Source organism: Streptomyces sp. NPDC047079, from assembly GCF_040643755.1.
GTDB lineage: Bacteria > Actinomycetota > Actinomycetes > Streptomycetales > Streptomycetaceae > Streptomyces.
Map to the genome: position 1 here is coordinate 144,677 of NZ_JBEYUZ010000006.1, position 14,206 is coordinate 158,882.

Genomic DNA, 14,206 nt, shown 5'->3' on the forward strand with positions numbered 1-14,206 from the left:
CATCCGCCGCATCCCCCGAGAAGGAATCCGCGCTCAGGGCCGCTCTCCGCGCTTGACCTGCGGCTTCGGCAGCCGGAGTCGGCGCATCTGGAGGGAGCGCATCAGCGCGTAGGCGACCGCGCCCTTCGTGTTCTGGCCGGGGAAGCGCTCGCTGAGCCGCTTGCGCAGCCGGAACCCGGAGAGAATCGAGTCCAGCACGATCAGCACGATCACGACGAGCCACAGCAGCAGCGCGATGTTCTGCAACGAGGCGACCTTCACCAGGCTCAGCGCCAGGATGATCACGGCCATCGGCAGGAAGAACTCCGCGACGTTGAAGCGCGCGTCGACGTAGTCGCGGGCGAACTTGCGGACCGGGCCCCTGTCCCGCGCCGGCAGATACCGCTCGTCACCACCGGCCAGGGCCTGGCGCTGCCTCTCCATCTGGGCCCGGCGCTCCTCGCGCTGCCGCTTGGCGGCATCCTTGCGCGTGGTCGGCGTATGGGCGACGCTGCGCCGCTGGGCCTGGGCCGCACTGCGCTTGGGCGTGGGGCGGCCCTTCGGGGCCTGCGGGTCACGGGGCTGCTTGGAGTCGGTCACCGGCGCCTTGTCGGCGCTCGGAGCCTTCTCTTCCTTGGCACGGCTACGGAACACAAAACCCAAGGGTACGGGGTTCCCCGCGGGGACCCCAGCCCCGAGGGGAACGATCCGGCATCACCGGACGTCTGTACTGGGACAGAGGGGCTGAAAAGGAAGACCGCCGGCGTTCTTCCGTACGGCGTCCCGGGGACACACGCAGTCACCCCGTACGCAACCTCGGGGGACACCTACTCCCTACGCCGGAGCGGGAGGATGCCCAGTCGTCCTTGGGGATGACCGCATCCGTTCCGGAACAGTGCGGTAATGGATGTAGGGCCCGTACTGTGGGTCCTGTCGCAGACCTGTGAGCTGGAGTCCGTCAGAAGGGGGCGCGCGAAGCCCATGAGCGGTGTCATGAAGCGTATGGGGATGATCTTCCGCGCGAAGGCGAACAAGGCCCTTGACCGGGCCGAGGACCCGCGCGAGACCCTCGATTACTCGTACCAGAAGCAGCTGGAGCTGCTCCAGAAGGTGCGCCGCGGCGTCGCGGACGTGGCGACCAGCCGCAAGCGCCTCGAGCTCCAGCTCAACCAGTTGCAGCAGCAGTCCTCCAAGCTGGAGGACCAGGGCCGCAAGGCGCTCGCGCTCGGCCGCGAGGATCTGGCCAGGGAGGCGCTGTCCCGGCGCGCCGCGCTCCAGCAGCAGGTGACGGACCTGGAGAGCCAGCATCAGACCCTTCAGGGCGAGGAGGAGAAGCTGACGCTGGCGGCCCAGCGCCTCCAGGCCAAGGTGGACGCCTTCCGCACCAAGAAGGAGACCATCAAGGCGACGTACACGGCCGCCCAGGCACAGACCCGGATCGGCGAGGCGTTCTCCGGTATCTCCGAGGAGATGGGCGACGTCGGCATGGCGATCCAGCGAGCCGAGGACAAGACGGCACAGCTCCAGGCCCGTGCCGGCGCGATCGACGAACTGCTGGCCTCCGGCGCCCTGGACGACCCCTCCGGCATGGCCAAGGACGACATCCAGGCGGAGCTGGACCGGCTCGCCGGCGGCACGGACGTGGAGCTGGAGCTCCAGCGTATGAAGGCGGAGCTGGCAGGAGGCTCGTCCGAGCAGCGGCAGGCGCTCGAAGGCGGCACGGACCAGGGCACGTCGCAGTCCCAGCCGCAGGACACCCCCCGCTTCGACAAGCAGTGACGCACGGTAACCCCGTCATCCACCGGGTCCCACACCTGAGGAGGGCCACATGATCGTACGGATCATGGGGGAGGGGCAGGTGAAGCTGGACGACGTCCACTTCACCGAACTGAACACACTGGACGACGAGCTGCTCCAGGAGATGCAGAGGGGCGACGAGCAGGGCTTCCGCCGCACCCTCAACGCCCTCCTGGACGCGGTCCGCCGCCTGGGCACCCCCCTGCCGGACGACTCCCTGGAACCGTCCGAGCTGATCCTGCCGTCACCGGAGGCCAGCCTCGCGGAGGTCCGAGAGATGCTCGACGACGACGGCCTGATCCCGGGCTGAGGGTCCCGGCACGGGCGCCGGCCGAGGGCAGCGCACACCGGGGGGCACCCCACCACCCCGGTTCCGCCCGCCGCGGGCTCCCCGTACCGTAAGCCCGTGAGCACCCTGGAACGCACGCGGTGCCGAATCCGCGCCCATCCTCTCGCCCTGGACGCCGCCCTCGCCTTCGGCGTGCTGCTCTCCATGACGGCGGGTTCCTTCGTCGACCCCCACGGCGAGCACGGCGCCACCTGGAGCGCGCGAGGCCCGGGCGCGCTCAGCCTCACCCTCATGGTGCTCGGTGCGGCGGCGCTCGTCCTGCGCCGCCGGGCCCCGCTGCCCGTCCTCGGCGTCACGGTCGCCCTCGCCCTCGTGGAAGTCCTCACCGCGGACCCGCGCGCCCCCGTCGCGATGTCCGCGGTAGTCGCCCTCTACACCGTCGCCGCCACCACCGACCGCCCCACGACCTGGCGCGTCGGCCTGCCCACCATGGCGCTGCTCACCGGCGCCGCCATGCTCTCCGGTCCGCTCCCGTGGTACACGCAGGAGAACCTCGGCCTCTTCGCCTGGACGGGCATGGCCGCGGCAGCGGGCGACGCCGTCCGCAGCCGCCGGGCCTTCGTGCACGCCATCAGGGAACGCGCCGAGCGCGCGGAACGCACCCGCGAGGAGGAGGCCCGCCGCCGGGTCGCGGAGGAGCGGCTGCGTATCGCCAGGGACCTGCACGATGTCGTCGCCCACCACATCGCCCTGGTCAACGTGCAGGCCGGGGTCGCCGCGCACGTCATGGACAAGCGGCCCGACCAGGCGAAGGAGGCCCTCGGGCACGTCCGCGAGGCCAGCCGCTCCGCGCTCGACGAACTGCGCGCCACCGTCGGCCTGCTGCGGCAGTCGGGCGACCCGGAGGCACCCACCGAGCCCGCCCCCGGTCTCGCCCGTCTCGACGAACTCGCCGACACCTTCCGCAACGCGGGTCTGCCCGTGGAGGTGGCCCGCGCCGACCACGGCACCACCCTGCCCGCGGCCGTCGACCTGGCCGCGTACCGCGTGATCCAGGAGGCCCTCACCAATGTGCAGAAGCACGCGGGCGGGGCGGCGAATGCCGAGGTCAGCGTGGTCCGGGTAGGGCCCCGGGTGGAGATCACGGTCCTCGACGACGGCTCGGGCGAGGACACCGGGCCCGAGGACGACCACGGGCACGGCGGACACGGCCGACCTGGCGGACCTGGGGGGCGTGGCGGGCACGGCGTCCCTCACGGGCACGGCGGGCACGGACTGCTGGGCATGCGGGAACGCGTCACCGCCCTCGGCGGCGCCCTCACCACCGGTCCCCGCTACGGAGGCGGCTTCCGGGTCCATGCGATCCTGCCGCTCGAGACACGCACCACGACCGCGGCCGGGGAGAGCGTGTGACCGCTGCCCAGGGAGGGCCCGTATGACCATCCGTGTCCTGCTCGCCGACGACCAGGCGCTGCTGCGGAGCGCCTTCCGGGTTCTCGTCGACTCCGAGCCGGACATGGAGGTGGTGGGCGAGGCGTCCGACGGCGCGGAGGCGGTCCGGCTGGCCCGGGAGCAGCGTGCCGACGTGGTCCTCATGGACATCCGGATGCCCGGGACGGACGGTCTCGCCGCGACCCGTCTGATCAGCGCCGACCCCGCACTCGCCGAGGTCCGTGTGGTCATCCTGACGACCTTCGAGGTCGACGACTACGTCGTGCAGTCGCTGCGGGCCGGGGCGTCCGGGTTCCTCGGCAAGGGCTCCGAGCCCGAGGAACTGCTGAACGCCATCCGGGTCGCGGCGGGCGGCGACGCCCTGCTGTCCCCCGCCGCTACCAAGGGGCTGATCGCCCGGTTCCTCGCCCAGGGCGACGACGGGCGCGACCCGGCCCGCTCCGACCGGCTCGGCACCCTGACCGTCCGGGAGCGCGAGGTGCTCGTCCAGGTCGCGGGCGGCCACTCCAACGACGAGATCGCCGAACGTCTTCAGGTCAGCCCGCTGACGGTGAAGACACACGTCAACCGGGCCATGGCCAAGCTGGGCGCCCGCGACCGGGCCCAACTCGTCGTCATCGCCTACGAGTCGGGGCTGGTGCGCCCGAGGGTGGAGTGAGCGGGGCCGGGTCCGGTACGTCCATGGGTGGAGTGCGCTCCATCGGGCCGTACTGCGCCCGCAGTAGGCGTCGCACAAGGAAAGGGACCTCGGGGCGACGGAACCACCCCGTCTGATGCCTCAGAGTAATGGGGGGGCGCTCATGTGTGCCCCGAACCTTCCGCTCAGCCACAGAGAGAGACGCCGACCCATGTCCTGGCTGTCACGATTCAGCCTCGCGCAACGGGCCCTGATAGCGCTGATGTCCATCGTCGCGCTCGTCTTCGGGGCGATCGCGATCCCGCAGCTCAAGCAGCAGCTCCTGCCCACCATCAACCTGCCCGTCGTGTCCGTCCTGGCGCCGTACCAGGGGGCGTCGCCCGACGTGGTCGAGAAGCAGGTCGTCGAGCCCCTCGAGGACACCCTCCAGGCCGTCTCCGGCATCAAGGGCGTCACCTCCACGGCGAGCGAGGGCAACGCCGTCATCATGGCGTCCTTCGACTACGGCAACGACACCAAGCAACTCGTCGCCGATGTCCAGCAGGCCGTCAACCGGGCCCGTATCAAGCTCCCGGACTCCGTCGACCCGCAGGTCATCGCCGGTTCGACGGACGACATCCCGACCGTCGTCCTGGCCGTCACCTCGGACAAGGACCAGCAGGCCCTGTCCGACCAGCTCGACAAGACGGTCGTGCCCGCGCTGAAGGACATCTCCGGCGTCGGCCAGGTGACCGTCAACGGCGTCCGGGACCTCCAGGTCACGGTCACGCCCGACAACGCCAAGCTCGCCCGGGCGGGGCTGACCCCGGCCGCGCTGGGCCAGGCCCTGCAGGCGGGCGGAGCTACGGTCCCCGCCGGCTCCTTCGACGAGAACGGCAGCAACCGCACGGTCCAGGTCGGCGGCGGCTTCACCTCGCTCCAGCAGATCGAGGACCTGATGGTCACCGGCGAGGGCGCCAAGAAGCCCGTACGCCTCGGTGACATCGCCACGGTCCGGCAGCAGGAGGCCAAGGCCGACTCGATCACCCGCACCGACGGCAGGCCGAGCCTCGCCGTGGCCGTCACCATGGACCACGACGGCAGCGCGGTCGCCATCTCCAAGGCCGTCAAGGACAAGCTGCCGGGCCTGCGCAAGGACCTCGGCTCCGGCTCCACCGTCACCGTGGTCAGCGACCAGGGGCCGGCGGTCTCCAAGTCCATCAGCGGTCTGACGACCGAGGGCGGGCTGGGCCTGCTCTTCGCGGTCCTGGTGATCCTGGTCTTCCTGGCGTCGGTGCGCTCGACCCTCGTCACGGCGGTCTCGATCCCGCTGTCGGTGGTGCTCGCCCTGATCGTCCTGTGGACGCGAGACGTGTCGCTGAACGTGCTCACGCTCGGCGCGCTGACCATCGCCATCGGCCGGGTCGTGGACGACTCGATCGTGGTCCTGGAGAACATCAAGCGGCACCTCGGCTACGGCGAGGAGCGGCAGTCGGCGATCCTCACCGCGGTCCGCGAGGTGGCCGGCGCGGTGACCTCGTCCACTCTGACGACGGTGGCGGTCTTCCTGCCGATCGGTCTGGTCGGCGGCATGGTGGGCGAGCTCTTCGGCTCGTTCTCCCTCACCGTGACGGCGGCCCTGCTGGCCTCGCTGCTGGTGTCGCTGACGGTCGTTCCGGTTCTCTCGTACTGGTTCCTGAGCGCCCCGAAGACCATGCCCGCGGACGCGGCGGAGGCACGCCGCGTCGCCGAGGAGAAGGAGGCGAAGAGCCGGCTGCAGCGCTTCTACGTGCCCGTGCTGCGCTTCGCGACCCGTCGCCGCCTCACCAGTGTGGCCATCGCGGTGGTCGTCCTGATCGGCACCTTCGGCATGGCGCCGCTGCTGAAGACGAACTTCTTCGACCAGGGCGAGCAGCAGGTGCTCACCGTCAAGCAGAAGCTGAAGCCGGGCACGAGCCTGGAGGCTACGGATGCCCAGGCCCAGAAGGTCGAGAAGATGCTCGCCGGGGTGAAGGGCGTCAAGGACTACCAGGTCACCGTCGGTTCGTCGGGCTTCATGGCCGCCTTCGGCGGTGGCACCGGCAGCAACCAGGCGTCGTACACGGTCATGCTGGACGACTCCGCGAAGTACGAGGACGTGCGGACCCGCGTCGAGGACGGGCTGGCCAAGCTCTCCGGGATCGGTACGACCACGGTGTCGGCCGGTGACGGGTTCGGCAGCCAGGACCTGAGCGTGGTCGTGAAGGCGGCCGACGCGGATGTGCTGCGTACGGCGTCGGAGCGGGTCCGCGCCGAGGTCGCCGGGCTCAAGGGCGTCACGGACGTGTCGAGCGACCTTGCGCAGAGTGTTCCGCGTATCTCGGTCAAGGCCAACTCCCGTGCGGCGGCGGCCGGTTTCAACGACCAGACGCTCGGCGCCGCGGTCGCCCAGGCCGTGCAGGGCACCACGACCGGAAAGGCGATCCTGGACGACACCGAGCGGGACATCGTCATCAAGACGGCGAAGCCGGCGCAGACGCTGGAGCAGCTGAAGCAGCTTCGGCTCGGCCCGGTGAAGCTGGGTGACATCGCGACGGTGAAGCTGGTGGACGGCCCGGTGTCGATGACCCGGATCGACGGCCGGCGCGCGGCGACGATCACGGCGCGCCCGACCGGTGACAACACGGGCGCGGTGAGCGCGGACCTCCAGGCGAAGATCAAGGCGCTGAAGCTGCCGGCGGGCGCGACGGCCGAGATCGGCGGTGTCTCGCAGGACCAGAGCGACGCGTTCAAGAACCTGGGCCTGGCGATGCTGGCCGCGGTGGCGATCGTGTTCATGCTGCTGGTCGCGACGTTCCGCAGCCTGGCCCAGCCGCTGATCCTGCTGGTCTCCATCCCGTTCGCGGCGACCGGAGCGATCGGCCTGCTGGTCGCCACGGGCACCCCGATGGGCGTTCCGGCCATGATCGGCATGCTGATGTTGATCGGCATCGTGGTGACGAACGCGATCGTGCTGATCGACCTGATCAACCAGTACCGCAAGCAGGGCTACGGCGTGGTGGAGGCCGTGGTCGAGGGCGGCCGCCACCGTCTGCGCCCGATCCTGATGACGGCTCTGGCCACCATCTTCGCGCTCCTGCCCATGGCCCTGGGTGTCACGGGCGAGGGCGGTTTCATCGCCCAGCCGCTGGCGGTGGTGGTGATCGGCGGCCTCGTCACGTCGACCCTGCTGACCCTCCTGCTGGTCCCCACCCTCTACGCGATGCTGGAGCTCCGCAAGGAGCGCCGCGCGAAGAAGAGGGGGGCGAAGCGGGCGAAGAAGGCGGGTGCACCGGTCGAGCCGGCCGAGTCCGGGGAGCCGGAGCCCGCGGGGGTGTAGCGCCCCGGGTGCGACACAGGCCCGGCCCGCACGAAGGTGCGGGCCGGGCCTCAGCGTGCGCGGGGCGGACGGGCGTCGGCCCGGCGGGCGAACTACGGCAGCGCGAGCATCCGCTCCAGCGCCAGCTTCGCGAACGCCTCCGTCTCCTTGTCGACCTCGATGCGGTTGACCAGGTTGCCCTCGGCCAGCGACTCCAGCGCCCACACCAGGTGCGGCAGGTCGATGCGGTTCATCGTCGAGCAGAAGCAGACCGTCCTGTCGAGGAAGACGATCTCCTTGCCCTCCGGCGCGAAACGGTTCGCCAGCCGCCGGACGAGGTTCAGCTCCGTGCCGATGGCCCACTTGGAGCCGGCCGGAGCGGCTTCCAGCGTCTTGATGATGTGCTCGGTCGAGCCCACGTAGTCCGCGGCGGCGACGACCTCGTGCCTGCACTCCGGGTGCACCAGCACGTTCACGCCCGGGATCCGCTCCCGTACGTCGTTGACCGATTCGAGGTTGAAGCGGCCGTGCACCGAGCAGTGGCCCCGCCACAGGATCATCTTCGCGGCGCGCAGTTCCTCGGCCGTCAGCCCGCCGTTCGGCTTGTGCGGGTTGTAGACCACGCAGTCGTCCAGCGACATGCCCATGTCCCGCACCGCCGTGTTGCGGCCCAGGTGCTGGTCCGGCAGGAACAGGACCTTCTCACCCTGCTGGAATGCCCATTCCAGGGCCCGCTTCGCGTTCGACGACGTGCAGATCGTGCCGCCGTGCTTTCCCGTGAACGCCTTGATGTCCGCGGAGGAGTTCATGTACGAGACCGGTACGACCTGCTCGGCGATCCCCGCCTCGGTCAGCACGTCCCAGCACTCGGCGACCTGTTCGGCCGTCGCCATGTCGGCCATGGAGCAGCCGGCCGCGAGGTCCGGCAGGACCACCTTCTGGTCCTCGGACGTCAGGATGTCCGCGGACTCCGCCATGAAGTGCACACCGCAGAACACGATGTACTCGGCCTCCGGGCGGGCCGCCGCGTCCCGGGCCAGCTTGAAGGAGTCGCCTGTGACGTCGGCGAACTGGATGACCTCGTCGCGCTGGTAGTGGTGGCCGAGCACGAAGACCTTGTCCCCGAGCTTCTCCTTGGCCGCGCGGGCGCGCTCCACCAGGTCCGGGTCGGACGGCGAGGGCAGGTCGCCGGGACACTCGACGCCCCGTTCGCTCTTCGGGTCGGCCTCACGGCCGAGCAGAAGGAGGGCTAGGGGCGTCGGCTGTACGTCGAGCTCCTGGGTCTGGGCGGTGGTCACGGCACGCACCCTTTCTGTTCTGCGGCTCGCCGCCCGAGTGCGGGGCGGCGGGACATGCGGGACAAGCCTTTTCGTCGAATTGACGCTATCTATCATAACTGCTTCACGTCAGTTTGACGATGGCCATATTGTCGATGTGACGTGAATCCCGGTCCGGCGGGCGGCCTCTCCCCCCGAGGGCGCGGCGGTGTCACCCGGGTCGTCCACAGGCCGCTGTCCGGGTCCCGGTGCATGTGCGAGCATGAAGGGGGGAAGCGAGAAGAAACGCGCTCGGCCCGGAATGAATCCGCGGCCACGCCGGTTGCACTCGTCGGCAAGCAGTCTCCGTACAACCCGGGAGAGATGTAGATGTCCGTACAGGACGAGACCACCACCGTCACCGACGGCATCATCCTGACCGACGCCGCCGCGGCCAAGGTCAAGGCGCTGCTCGACCAGGAAGGCCGTGACGACCTGGCGCTGCGCGTCGCGGTTCAGCCCGGCGGCTGCTCCGGCCTGCGCTACCAGCTCTTCTTCGACGAGCGTTCGCTCGACGGCGACGTGGAGAAGGACTTCGGCGGGGTCAAGGTCGTCACCGACCGGATGAGCGCCCCGTACCTGGGCGGCGCCACCATCGACTTCGTCGACACGATCGAGAAGCAGGGCTTCACGATCGACAACCCGAACGCGACGGGTTCCTGCGCCTGCGGCGACTCCTTCAGCTGAGCCGGCACCGGCGATCCCGCTGTGCCCGAAGGCGGCGCCCCCTCCCGGGGGGCGCCGCCTTCGCGTTGCCAGGGACCGCCGTCACCGGGGGAGCGTGGACTTCGCACCGCCGGGGGACGCCGCGGGCGGCGCGTCCGCCGTGTCCTTGGGGATCGGCCTGCCGTCCGAGCCCACCACCTGGCGGTCCCCGAGCGGCTCCTTCAGGCGCAGCGTCTCGTGGTAGACCTTGGCGATCGTGATGCAGACCCTGCCCTTCCAGGGCGTCTCGGTCACGGTCACCGTCACCCGTTCGGAGTCCTCGCGCACGGACGCCGCGTAGTCGGCGCACACCCCGCCCGCGTAGGCGATGGTGAGCCCTCGGCCGTCGGCGGTGTAACCCAGCACCTTCGCCTCACGGTGCGTCGGCGCGGGCGAGGGCCGGCCCCCGGGGCCGCTCGTCGACGGGCTCGGCTGCGGGACCGGCGTCCCGCTCGGCTGCCCGGGCGGCCGCGGCGCGGCCAGATACCGCGGTTCGACCGCGGGATACGTCACCGTGAAGCCGTCCCCGCCGCCCGCGCCCCGCACCTCGAACAGCCACGACGGCACCAGCACCGCCTTCCCGCCCACCGAGTGCACGGCCAGCCCGAACACCGCGCCCACCACGGACGCCGACGCCCGCTGCGGCGTGGACGCGCCCGCCCTGCACGGCGCCTCGTCCCGGTCCTTGACCGGTACGGGGCCGGGACAGCCGCCGATGCCCTCGCGGCCGTACGGCGACGGCGCGCCGTTCATCAGGTCCAGTGTCTTCCTCGCGCCGAGCACGGGATAGGCCGCGCCCTTCACCGGTGGCGTGAGGTTGCCGCTGCCGCCGATCACCTTGCCCTCGGAGCCGATCCGCAGTCCCGTCGTCCAGCCGTGCGTCGGCAGCCCGCCCACCTCCGGTTCGGCGTTCACCACCCGTACCCGGTCCATGAGCTGGGACGCGTCCAGCTTCGCGCGGTCCTGGCCCACCGCCTTGAGCACCGGAGCGGCCGCCCGCTTCGCCGCCTCCTCGCTCACCGGGCCCGGCCGCGCCCCCGCCGCCCCGGACCCGGCGGGCCGGCATATCTTGCCCCGGGGGCAGTTGTCGGTGCCGGGCACATAGGAGCTGAACGTCCAGGTGCCCGGCGCGTCCCTGTTGACCCGCAGATTCGGCTCGGCGCTGTCCTTCACCGCCCCCACCTGCCAGGTGTCCCCGACGAGCCTCGGCGTGCCGCTCAGGTCGAGGGCCTTGGCGAGATGCGCCACCTCGTCCTTCGTCACCCGGCCCTTCGCCCAGTACACCGGCGCGGACTTCGGCCCGTCGGGCAGCGGGCCGCGCACGGTGTACGTGGTGCCGTAAGGGTTGGGTTCGCCCACCGCGATCCCGGGAGCGCCGCCCTCGCTGTAGCCGTCGAGGGCCAGCACTGGGGGAGCGCCGTCGCCGCCCGGCGCCGGGGCACCGCCCGATCCGCCGGACGCGCTCGCCGCGAGGAAGGCCCCGCCGCCGCCCAGGAGCAAAACCGCGGCCGCGACCGAGGCGACCACCGCGGGGGAGCGCCGCCGTGGCGCGGTGCCGCCCGGATCGTCGGTGACGCCGGATCCGCCGTTCGGATCGTCGGTGACGCCGGATGCGCCGTTCGTGTCGTCGGGTCGCTCGGTGCTCACCGCATCGCTCCTTCGGCTCCACTGCTGTCCCGGTAGACCCCGCCGCGTCGGAAAGCGGCACACAGGGGTCGTATACCGCCTCCCCTTCAAGGGGGACGGCGATGGGACGCGATGGGGGAGCGCGCGGTTCCCTTGTGGGCGCGCCCGGGGGCGGGCCGGTCAGTCCCCGTAGTCGGACATCGCTTCCAGGAGGCGCGCCGAGGCGGGCGGCACACGGACGCCGTGGATGAGGGACGGGGAGACCGGCCGGGAGGCGCTCTTCTCGGGCGCGGCCCAGTGCGGGACCATCCGGGCGCAGTCGCCGCGCAGTGCCGCCAGCTCTCCGTCCGGGTCGAGCGGGCCCGTGCCGTGGAACTCGAGGTTCGTCATAGCGGAACCGTAGGCACGCGGAAGCCGGCGAAGAAAGATCTACTATTGGGTAGTTTCGCCTGCTTCAGTGGGTCCGGTCGACCGGGTAGCGTGAACTGTCAATCCCCCTCCTCCACAGGAGCGTGCCTCGTCGTGCGTATCGCAGTCACCGGCTCCATCGCCACCGACCACCTCATGACCTTCCCCGGTCGTTTCGCCGACCAGTTCGTCGCGGACCAGCTGCACACGGTCTCGCTCTCCTTCCTGGTCGACCGCCTCGACGTACGCCGGGGCGGGGTGGGCGCGAACATCGCCTTCGGCATGGGGCAGCTCGGCACCCGGCCGATCCTGGTCGGCGCGGCGGGCTCGGACTTCGACGAGTACCGCGCCTGGCTGGACCGGCACGGGGTGGACACGGCCTCCGTCCGTATCTCCGACACCCAGCACACGGCCCGTTTCGTCTGCACCACCGACGCCGACCACAACCAGATCGGCTCCTTCTACACCGGCGCGATGAGCGAGGCCCGGCTCATCGAGCTCAAGACGGTCGCCGACCGGGTGGGCGGCCTCGACCTGGTGCTGATCGGAGCCGACGACCCGGAGGCGATGCTGCGCCACACGGAGGAGTGCCGCTCCCGGGACATCCCCTTCGCCGCGGACTTCTCCCAGCAGATCGCGCGGATGAACGGCGACGAGATCCGGATACTGCTGGACGGGGCGACCTACCTCTTCTCCAACGAGTACGAGAAGGGGCTCATCGAGAACAAGACGGGCTGGACCGACGCCGAGATCCTGGCCCGGGTGGGCCACCGGGTGACCACGCTCGGCTCGCGTGGCGTGCGCATCGAGCGGTCCGGCGACGACCCGATCGAGGTCGGTGTGCCGGAGGAGACGGCCAAGGTCGACCCGACGGGCGTCGGCGACGCCTTCCGCGCGGGCTTCCTGTCGGGCCTCGCCTGGGCCGTTCCGCTGGAGCGCGCGGCCCAGGTCGGCTGCATGCTCGCGACCCTGGTCATCGAGACGCTGGGCACCCAGGAGTACCAGCTGCGCCGGGCCCACTTCATGGACCGCTTCACCAAGGCCTACGGCGACGAGGCCGCGGCGGAGGTCCAGGAGCACCTGGCCTGACCGCGGGCCGCCCCCCGGGACGTCGCGGGACCCGGGCTGATCCGAACGGGACGCCCAGGGCGTGTTTCGAAGGTCCCGTCGAAACGCGCCCTAAGAGAGCCGGCGGACCAGATAGGCGGAGCCCCGCTCCGCCGGCTCCTCCCCGACGTACTGCTGCCCCCGCATCTCGCACCAGGCCGGGATGTCGAGGCGGGCCGCCTCGTCGTCCGACAGGACGCGCACCGTGCCGCCCACCGGGACGTCCTCGATGACCTTGGCCAGCTCGATCACCGGGATCGGGCACCGCTTGCCGAGGGCGTCGACGAGAAGGGCGTCCTCGTGCGCGGCCGTCCGCGGAGCCGGCGCGCCGAGCTTCTCGCGCACCGCCGCGACGACGTCCGGCAGCACCGAAAGGAACCGGTCGACCTCCTCGGCCGGCGTCCCCGGCGGTAGCGACACCCGGACGTTGCCCTCGCTCAGCACCCCCATCGCCTTCAGAACGTGGCTCGGGGTCAGCGTGCTGCTCGTACAGGAAGACCCCGAGGAGACGGAGAAGCCCGCACGGTCCAGCTCGTGCAGCACCGTCTCCCCGTCGACATAGAGACAGGAGAAGGTGACGATCCCCGGCAGCCGCCGCACCGGGTCGCCCACCACCTCCACATCGGGGACCAGTTCCGGCACCCGCGCCCGGATCCGCCCGGTCAGCTCCCGCAGCCGGGCGGCCTCCTCTGCCGCCTCCGCCCGTACCGCGCGCAGCGACGCCGCGGCCGCCACGATCGCCGGGATGTTCTCGAATCCGGCCGCCCGACCCGACTCCCGCTCGTCCACGGGCCCTTGGGGCGCGAACCGCACCCCTTTCCGTACGACGAGAAGTCCGACACCTGAGGGTCCACCCCATTTGTGCGCACTTGCCGTCAGCAGCGACCAGTCGCCCTCCACCGGGCCCCAGCCCAGCGACTGCGCCGCGTCCACCAGCAGCGGCACCCCCGCCGCACGGCACACGGCGGCCACCTCGGCCACCGGCTGCACCGTGCCCACCTCGTGGTTGGCGGACTGGAGGCAGGCCAGCGCGGTGTCGGGGCGCAGCGCCGCCCCGTACGCCTCCGCGCCGGCCGTGCCCGACCGGGAGACCGGAACCCGGCTCACCGTTCCCCCGTCGGCCTCGAACTCCTCCGCCGAATGAAGGACAGAGGAGTGTTCGACCGCGGACGCGATCAGGTGACGTCCGACCCGGCGGCGGCCGGCCAGCGCCCCCTTGATCCCGGAGTGCACCGCCCGCGTGCCCGAAGGGGTGAACACAAGCTCGTCCGGGCGGCAGCCCACCGCCTCGGCGGCCGCCTCGCGCGCCGCGTCCAGCAGCAGCCGGGCCCGCCGCCCCTCGCGGTACGGCCGGGCGGGGTCGGCCCACCCCTCGTCGACGGAGGCCAGCAGGGCCTGACGGGCGACGGGATGCAGAGGAGCGGCGGAGGCGGCGTCGAAGTAGGACACACCGCAACGCTAACTCCTGCGAACCGCGCGGCCCCTCGCAGCGGCCTAAGGACCTGCCGGAAGGGGGCCGCAACCGGGCATTCCCTCCCTTCGGGGTGTCCGGCGGCGCGTTGGGTACCCTCCCC

The 14,206-nt window shown here is 71.4% G+C and carries 12 protein-coding genes; 7 read left to right on the forward strand and 5 right to left on the reverse strand.

Annotated elements, in window-relative coordinates:
* Positions 1–33: 33 nt before the first annotated feature.
* Positions 34–633, reverse strand: a complete 600-nt coding sequence (locus ABZ823_RS11550; protein WP_361657184.1) for a DUF3043 domain-containing protein — start codon at positions 631–633, stop codon at positions 34–36.
* Between the two features lie 327 nt (positions 634–960).
* Between ABZ823_RS11550 and ABZ823_RS11555 the strand changes: the two genes are divergently transcribed.
* The 5 genes from ABZ823_RS11555 to ABZ823_RS11575 all read left to right on the forward strand — a co-directional run bounded on the left by ABZ823_RS11555 (position 961) and on the right by ABZ823_RS11575 (position 7,491).
* Entirely contained in the window at positions 961–1,758 is a 798-nt protein-coding gene (locus ABZ823_RS11555) for a PspA/IM30 family protein (RefSeq protein WP_361657187.1), read from the forward strand.
* A gap of 49 nt (positions 1,759–1,807) precedes the next feature.
* Positions 1,808–2,086, forward strand: coding sequence for a hypothetical protein (locus ABZ823_RS11560; protein ID WP_361657190.1), 279 nt, complete (start codon positions 1,808–1,810; stop codon positions 2,084–2,086).
* A gap of 96 nt (positions 2,087–2,182) precedes the next feature.
* Entirely contained in the window at positions 2,183–3,478 is a 1,296-nt protein-coding gene (locus ABZ823_RS11565; protein ID WP_361657193.1) for a histidine kinase, read from the forward strand.
* 22 nt (positions 3,479–3,500) lie between these two features.
* Positions 3,501–4,175: a response regulator transcription factor gene (locus ABZ823_RS11570; protein ID WP_361657195.1), complete on the forward strand. Its 675-nt coding sequence runs from the start codon at positions 3,501–3,503 to the stop codon at positions 4,173–4,175.
* A gap of 190 nt (positions 4,176–4,365) precedes the next feature.
* Complete coding sequence (locus ABZ823_RS11575) at positions 4,366–7,491, forward strand: efflux RND transporter permease subunit (RefSeq protein ID WP_361657198.1); 3,126 nt, start codon at positions 4,366–4,368, stop codon at positions 7,489–7,491.
* Positions 7,492–7,583: 92 nt separating this feature from the next.
* Here ABZ823_RS11575 and nadA read toward each other — a convergent pair whose 3' ends face one another.
* Positions 7,584–8,768, reverse strand: a complete 1,185-nt coding sequence (nadA, locus tag ABZ823_RS11580) for a quinolinate synthase NadA (RefSeq protein WP_361657201.1) — start codon at positions 8,766–8,768, stop codon at positions 7,584–7,586.
* 348 nt (positions 8,769–9,116) lie between these two features.
* Here nadA and ABZ823_RS11585 point away from each other — a divergent pair, with 348 nt between their 5' ends.
* Positions 9,117–9,473 (forward strand): iron-sulfur cluster assembly accessory protein, encoded by a 357-nt coding sequence (locus tag ABZ823_RS11585; protein WP_055491910.1) that lies wholly within the window; start codon positions 9,117–9,119, stop codon positions 9,471–9,473.
* Between the two features lie 81 nt (positions 9,474–9,554).
* Here the strand turns inward: ABZ823_RS11585 and ABZ823_RS11590 are convergent, their stop codons facing one another.
* On the reverse strand, positions 9,555–11,138 hold the full coding sequence (locus ABZ823_RS11590; RefSeq protein WP_361657205.1) for a hypothetical protein: 1,584 nt from the start codon (positions 11,136–11,138) through the stop codon (positions 9,555–9,557).
* A 159-nt stretch (positions 11,139–11,297) separates the two neighbouring features.
* Positions 11,298–11,507, reverse strand: coding sequence for a hypothetical protein (locus tag ABZ823_RS11595; RefSeq protein ID WP_361657208.1), 210 nt, complete (start codon positions 11,505–11,507; stop codon positions 11,298–11,300).
* Positions 11,508–11,639: 132 nt separating this feature from the next.
* Here ABZ823_RS11595 and ABZ823_RS11600 point away from each other — a divergent pair, with 132 nt between their 5' ends.
* Entirely contained in the window at positions 11,640–12,614 is a 975-nt protein-coding gene (locus ABZ823_RS11600; protein ID WP_361657211.1) for a carbohydrate kinase family protein, read from the forward strand.
* 90 nt (positions 12,615–12,704) lie between these two features.
* Here ABZ823_RS11600 and ABZ823_RS11605 read toward each other — a convergent pair whose 3' ends face one another.
* Positions 12,705–14,081 carry an aminotransferase class V-fold PLP-dependent enzyme gene (locus tag ABZ823_RS11605; protein ID WP_361657214.1) on the reverse strand — a complete coding sequence of 459 codons (1,377 nt, stop codon included), beginning with the start codon at positions 14,079–14,081 and terminating at the stop codon, positions 12,705–12,707.
* Positions 14,082–14,206 lie beyond the last annotated feature (125 nt).

Coding starts and splice junctions, on each gene's coding strand:
- ABZ823_RS11585 (WP_055491910.1), top strand. CDS start 9,117: ATGTCCGTACAGGACGAGACCACCACCGTCACCGACGGCATCATCCTG.
- ABZ823_RS11555 (WP_361657187.1), top strand. CDS start 961: ATGAGCGGTGTCATGAAGCGTATGGGGATGATCTTCCGCGCGAAGGCG.
- ABZ823_RS11595 (WP_361657208.1), bottom strand. CDS start 11,507: ATGACGAACCTCGAGTTCCACGGCACGGGCCCGCTCGACCCGGACGGA.
- ABZ823_RS11560 (WP_361657190.1), top strand. CDS start 1,808: ATGATCGTACGGATCATGGGGGAGGGGCAGGTGAAGCTGGACGACGTC.
- ABZ823_RS11575 (WP_361657198.1), top strand. CDS start 4,366: ATGTCCTGGCTGTCACGATTCAGCCTCGCGCAACGGGCCCTGATAGCG.
- ABZ823_RS11570 (WP_361657195.1), top strand. CDS start 3,501: ATGACCATCCGTGTCCTGCTCGCCGACGACCAGGCGCTGCTGCGGAGC.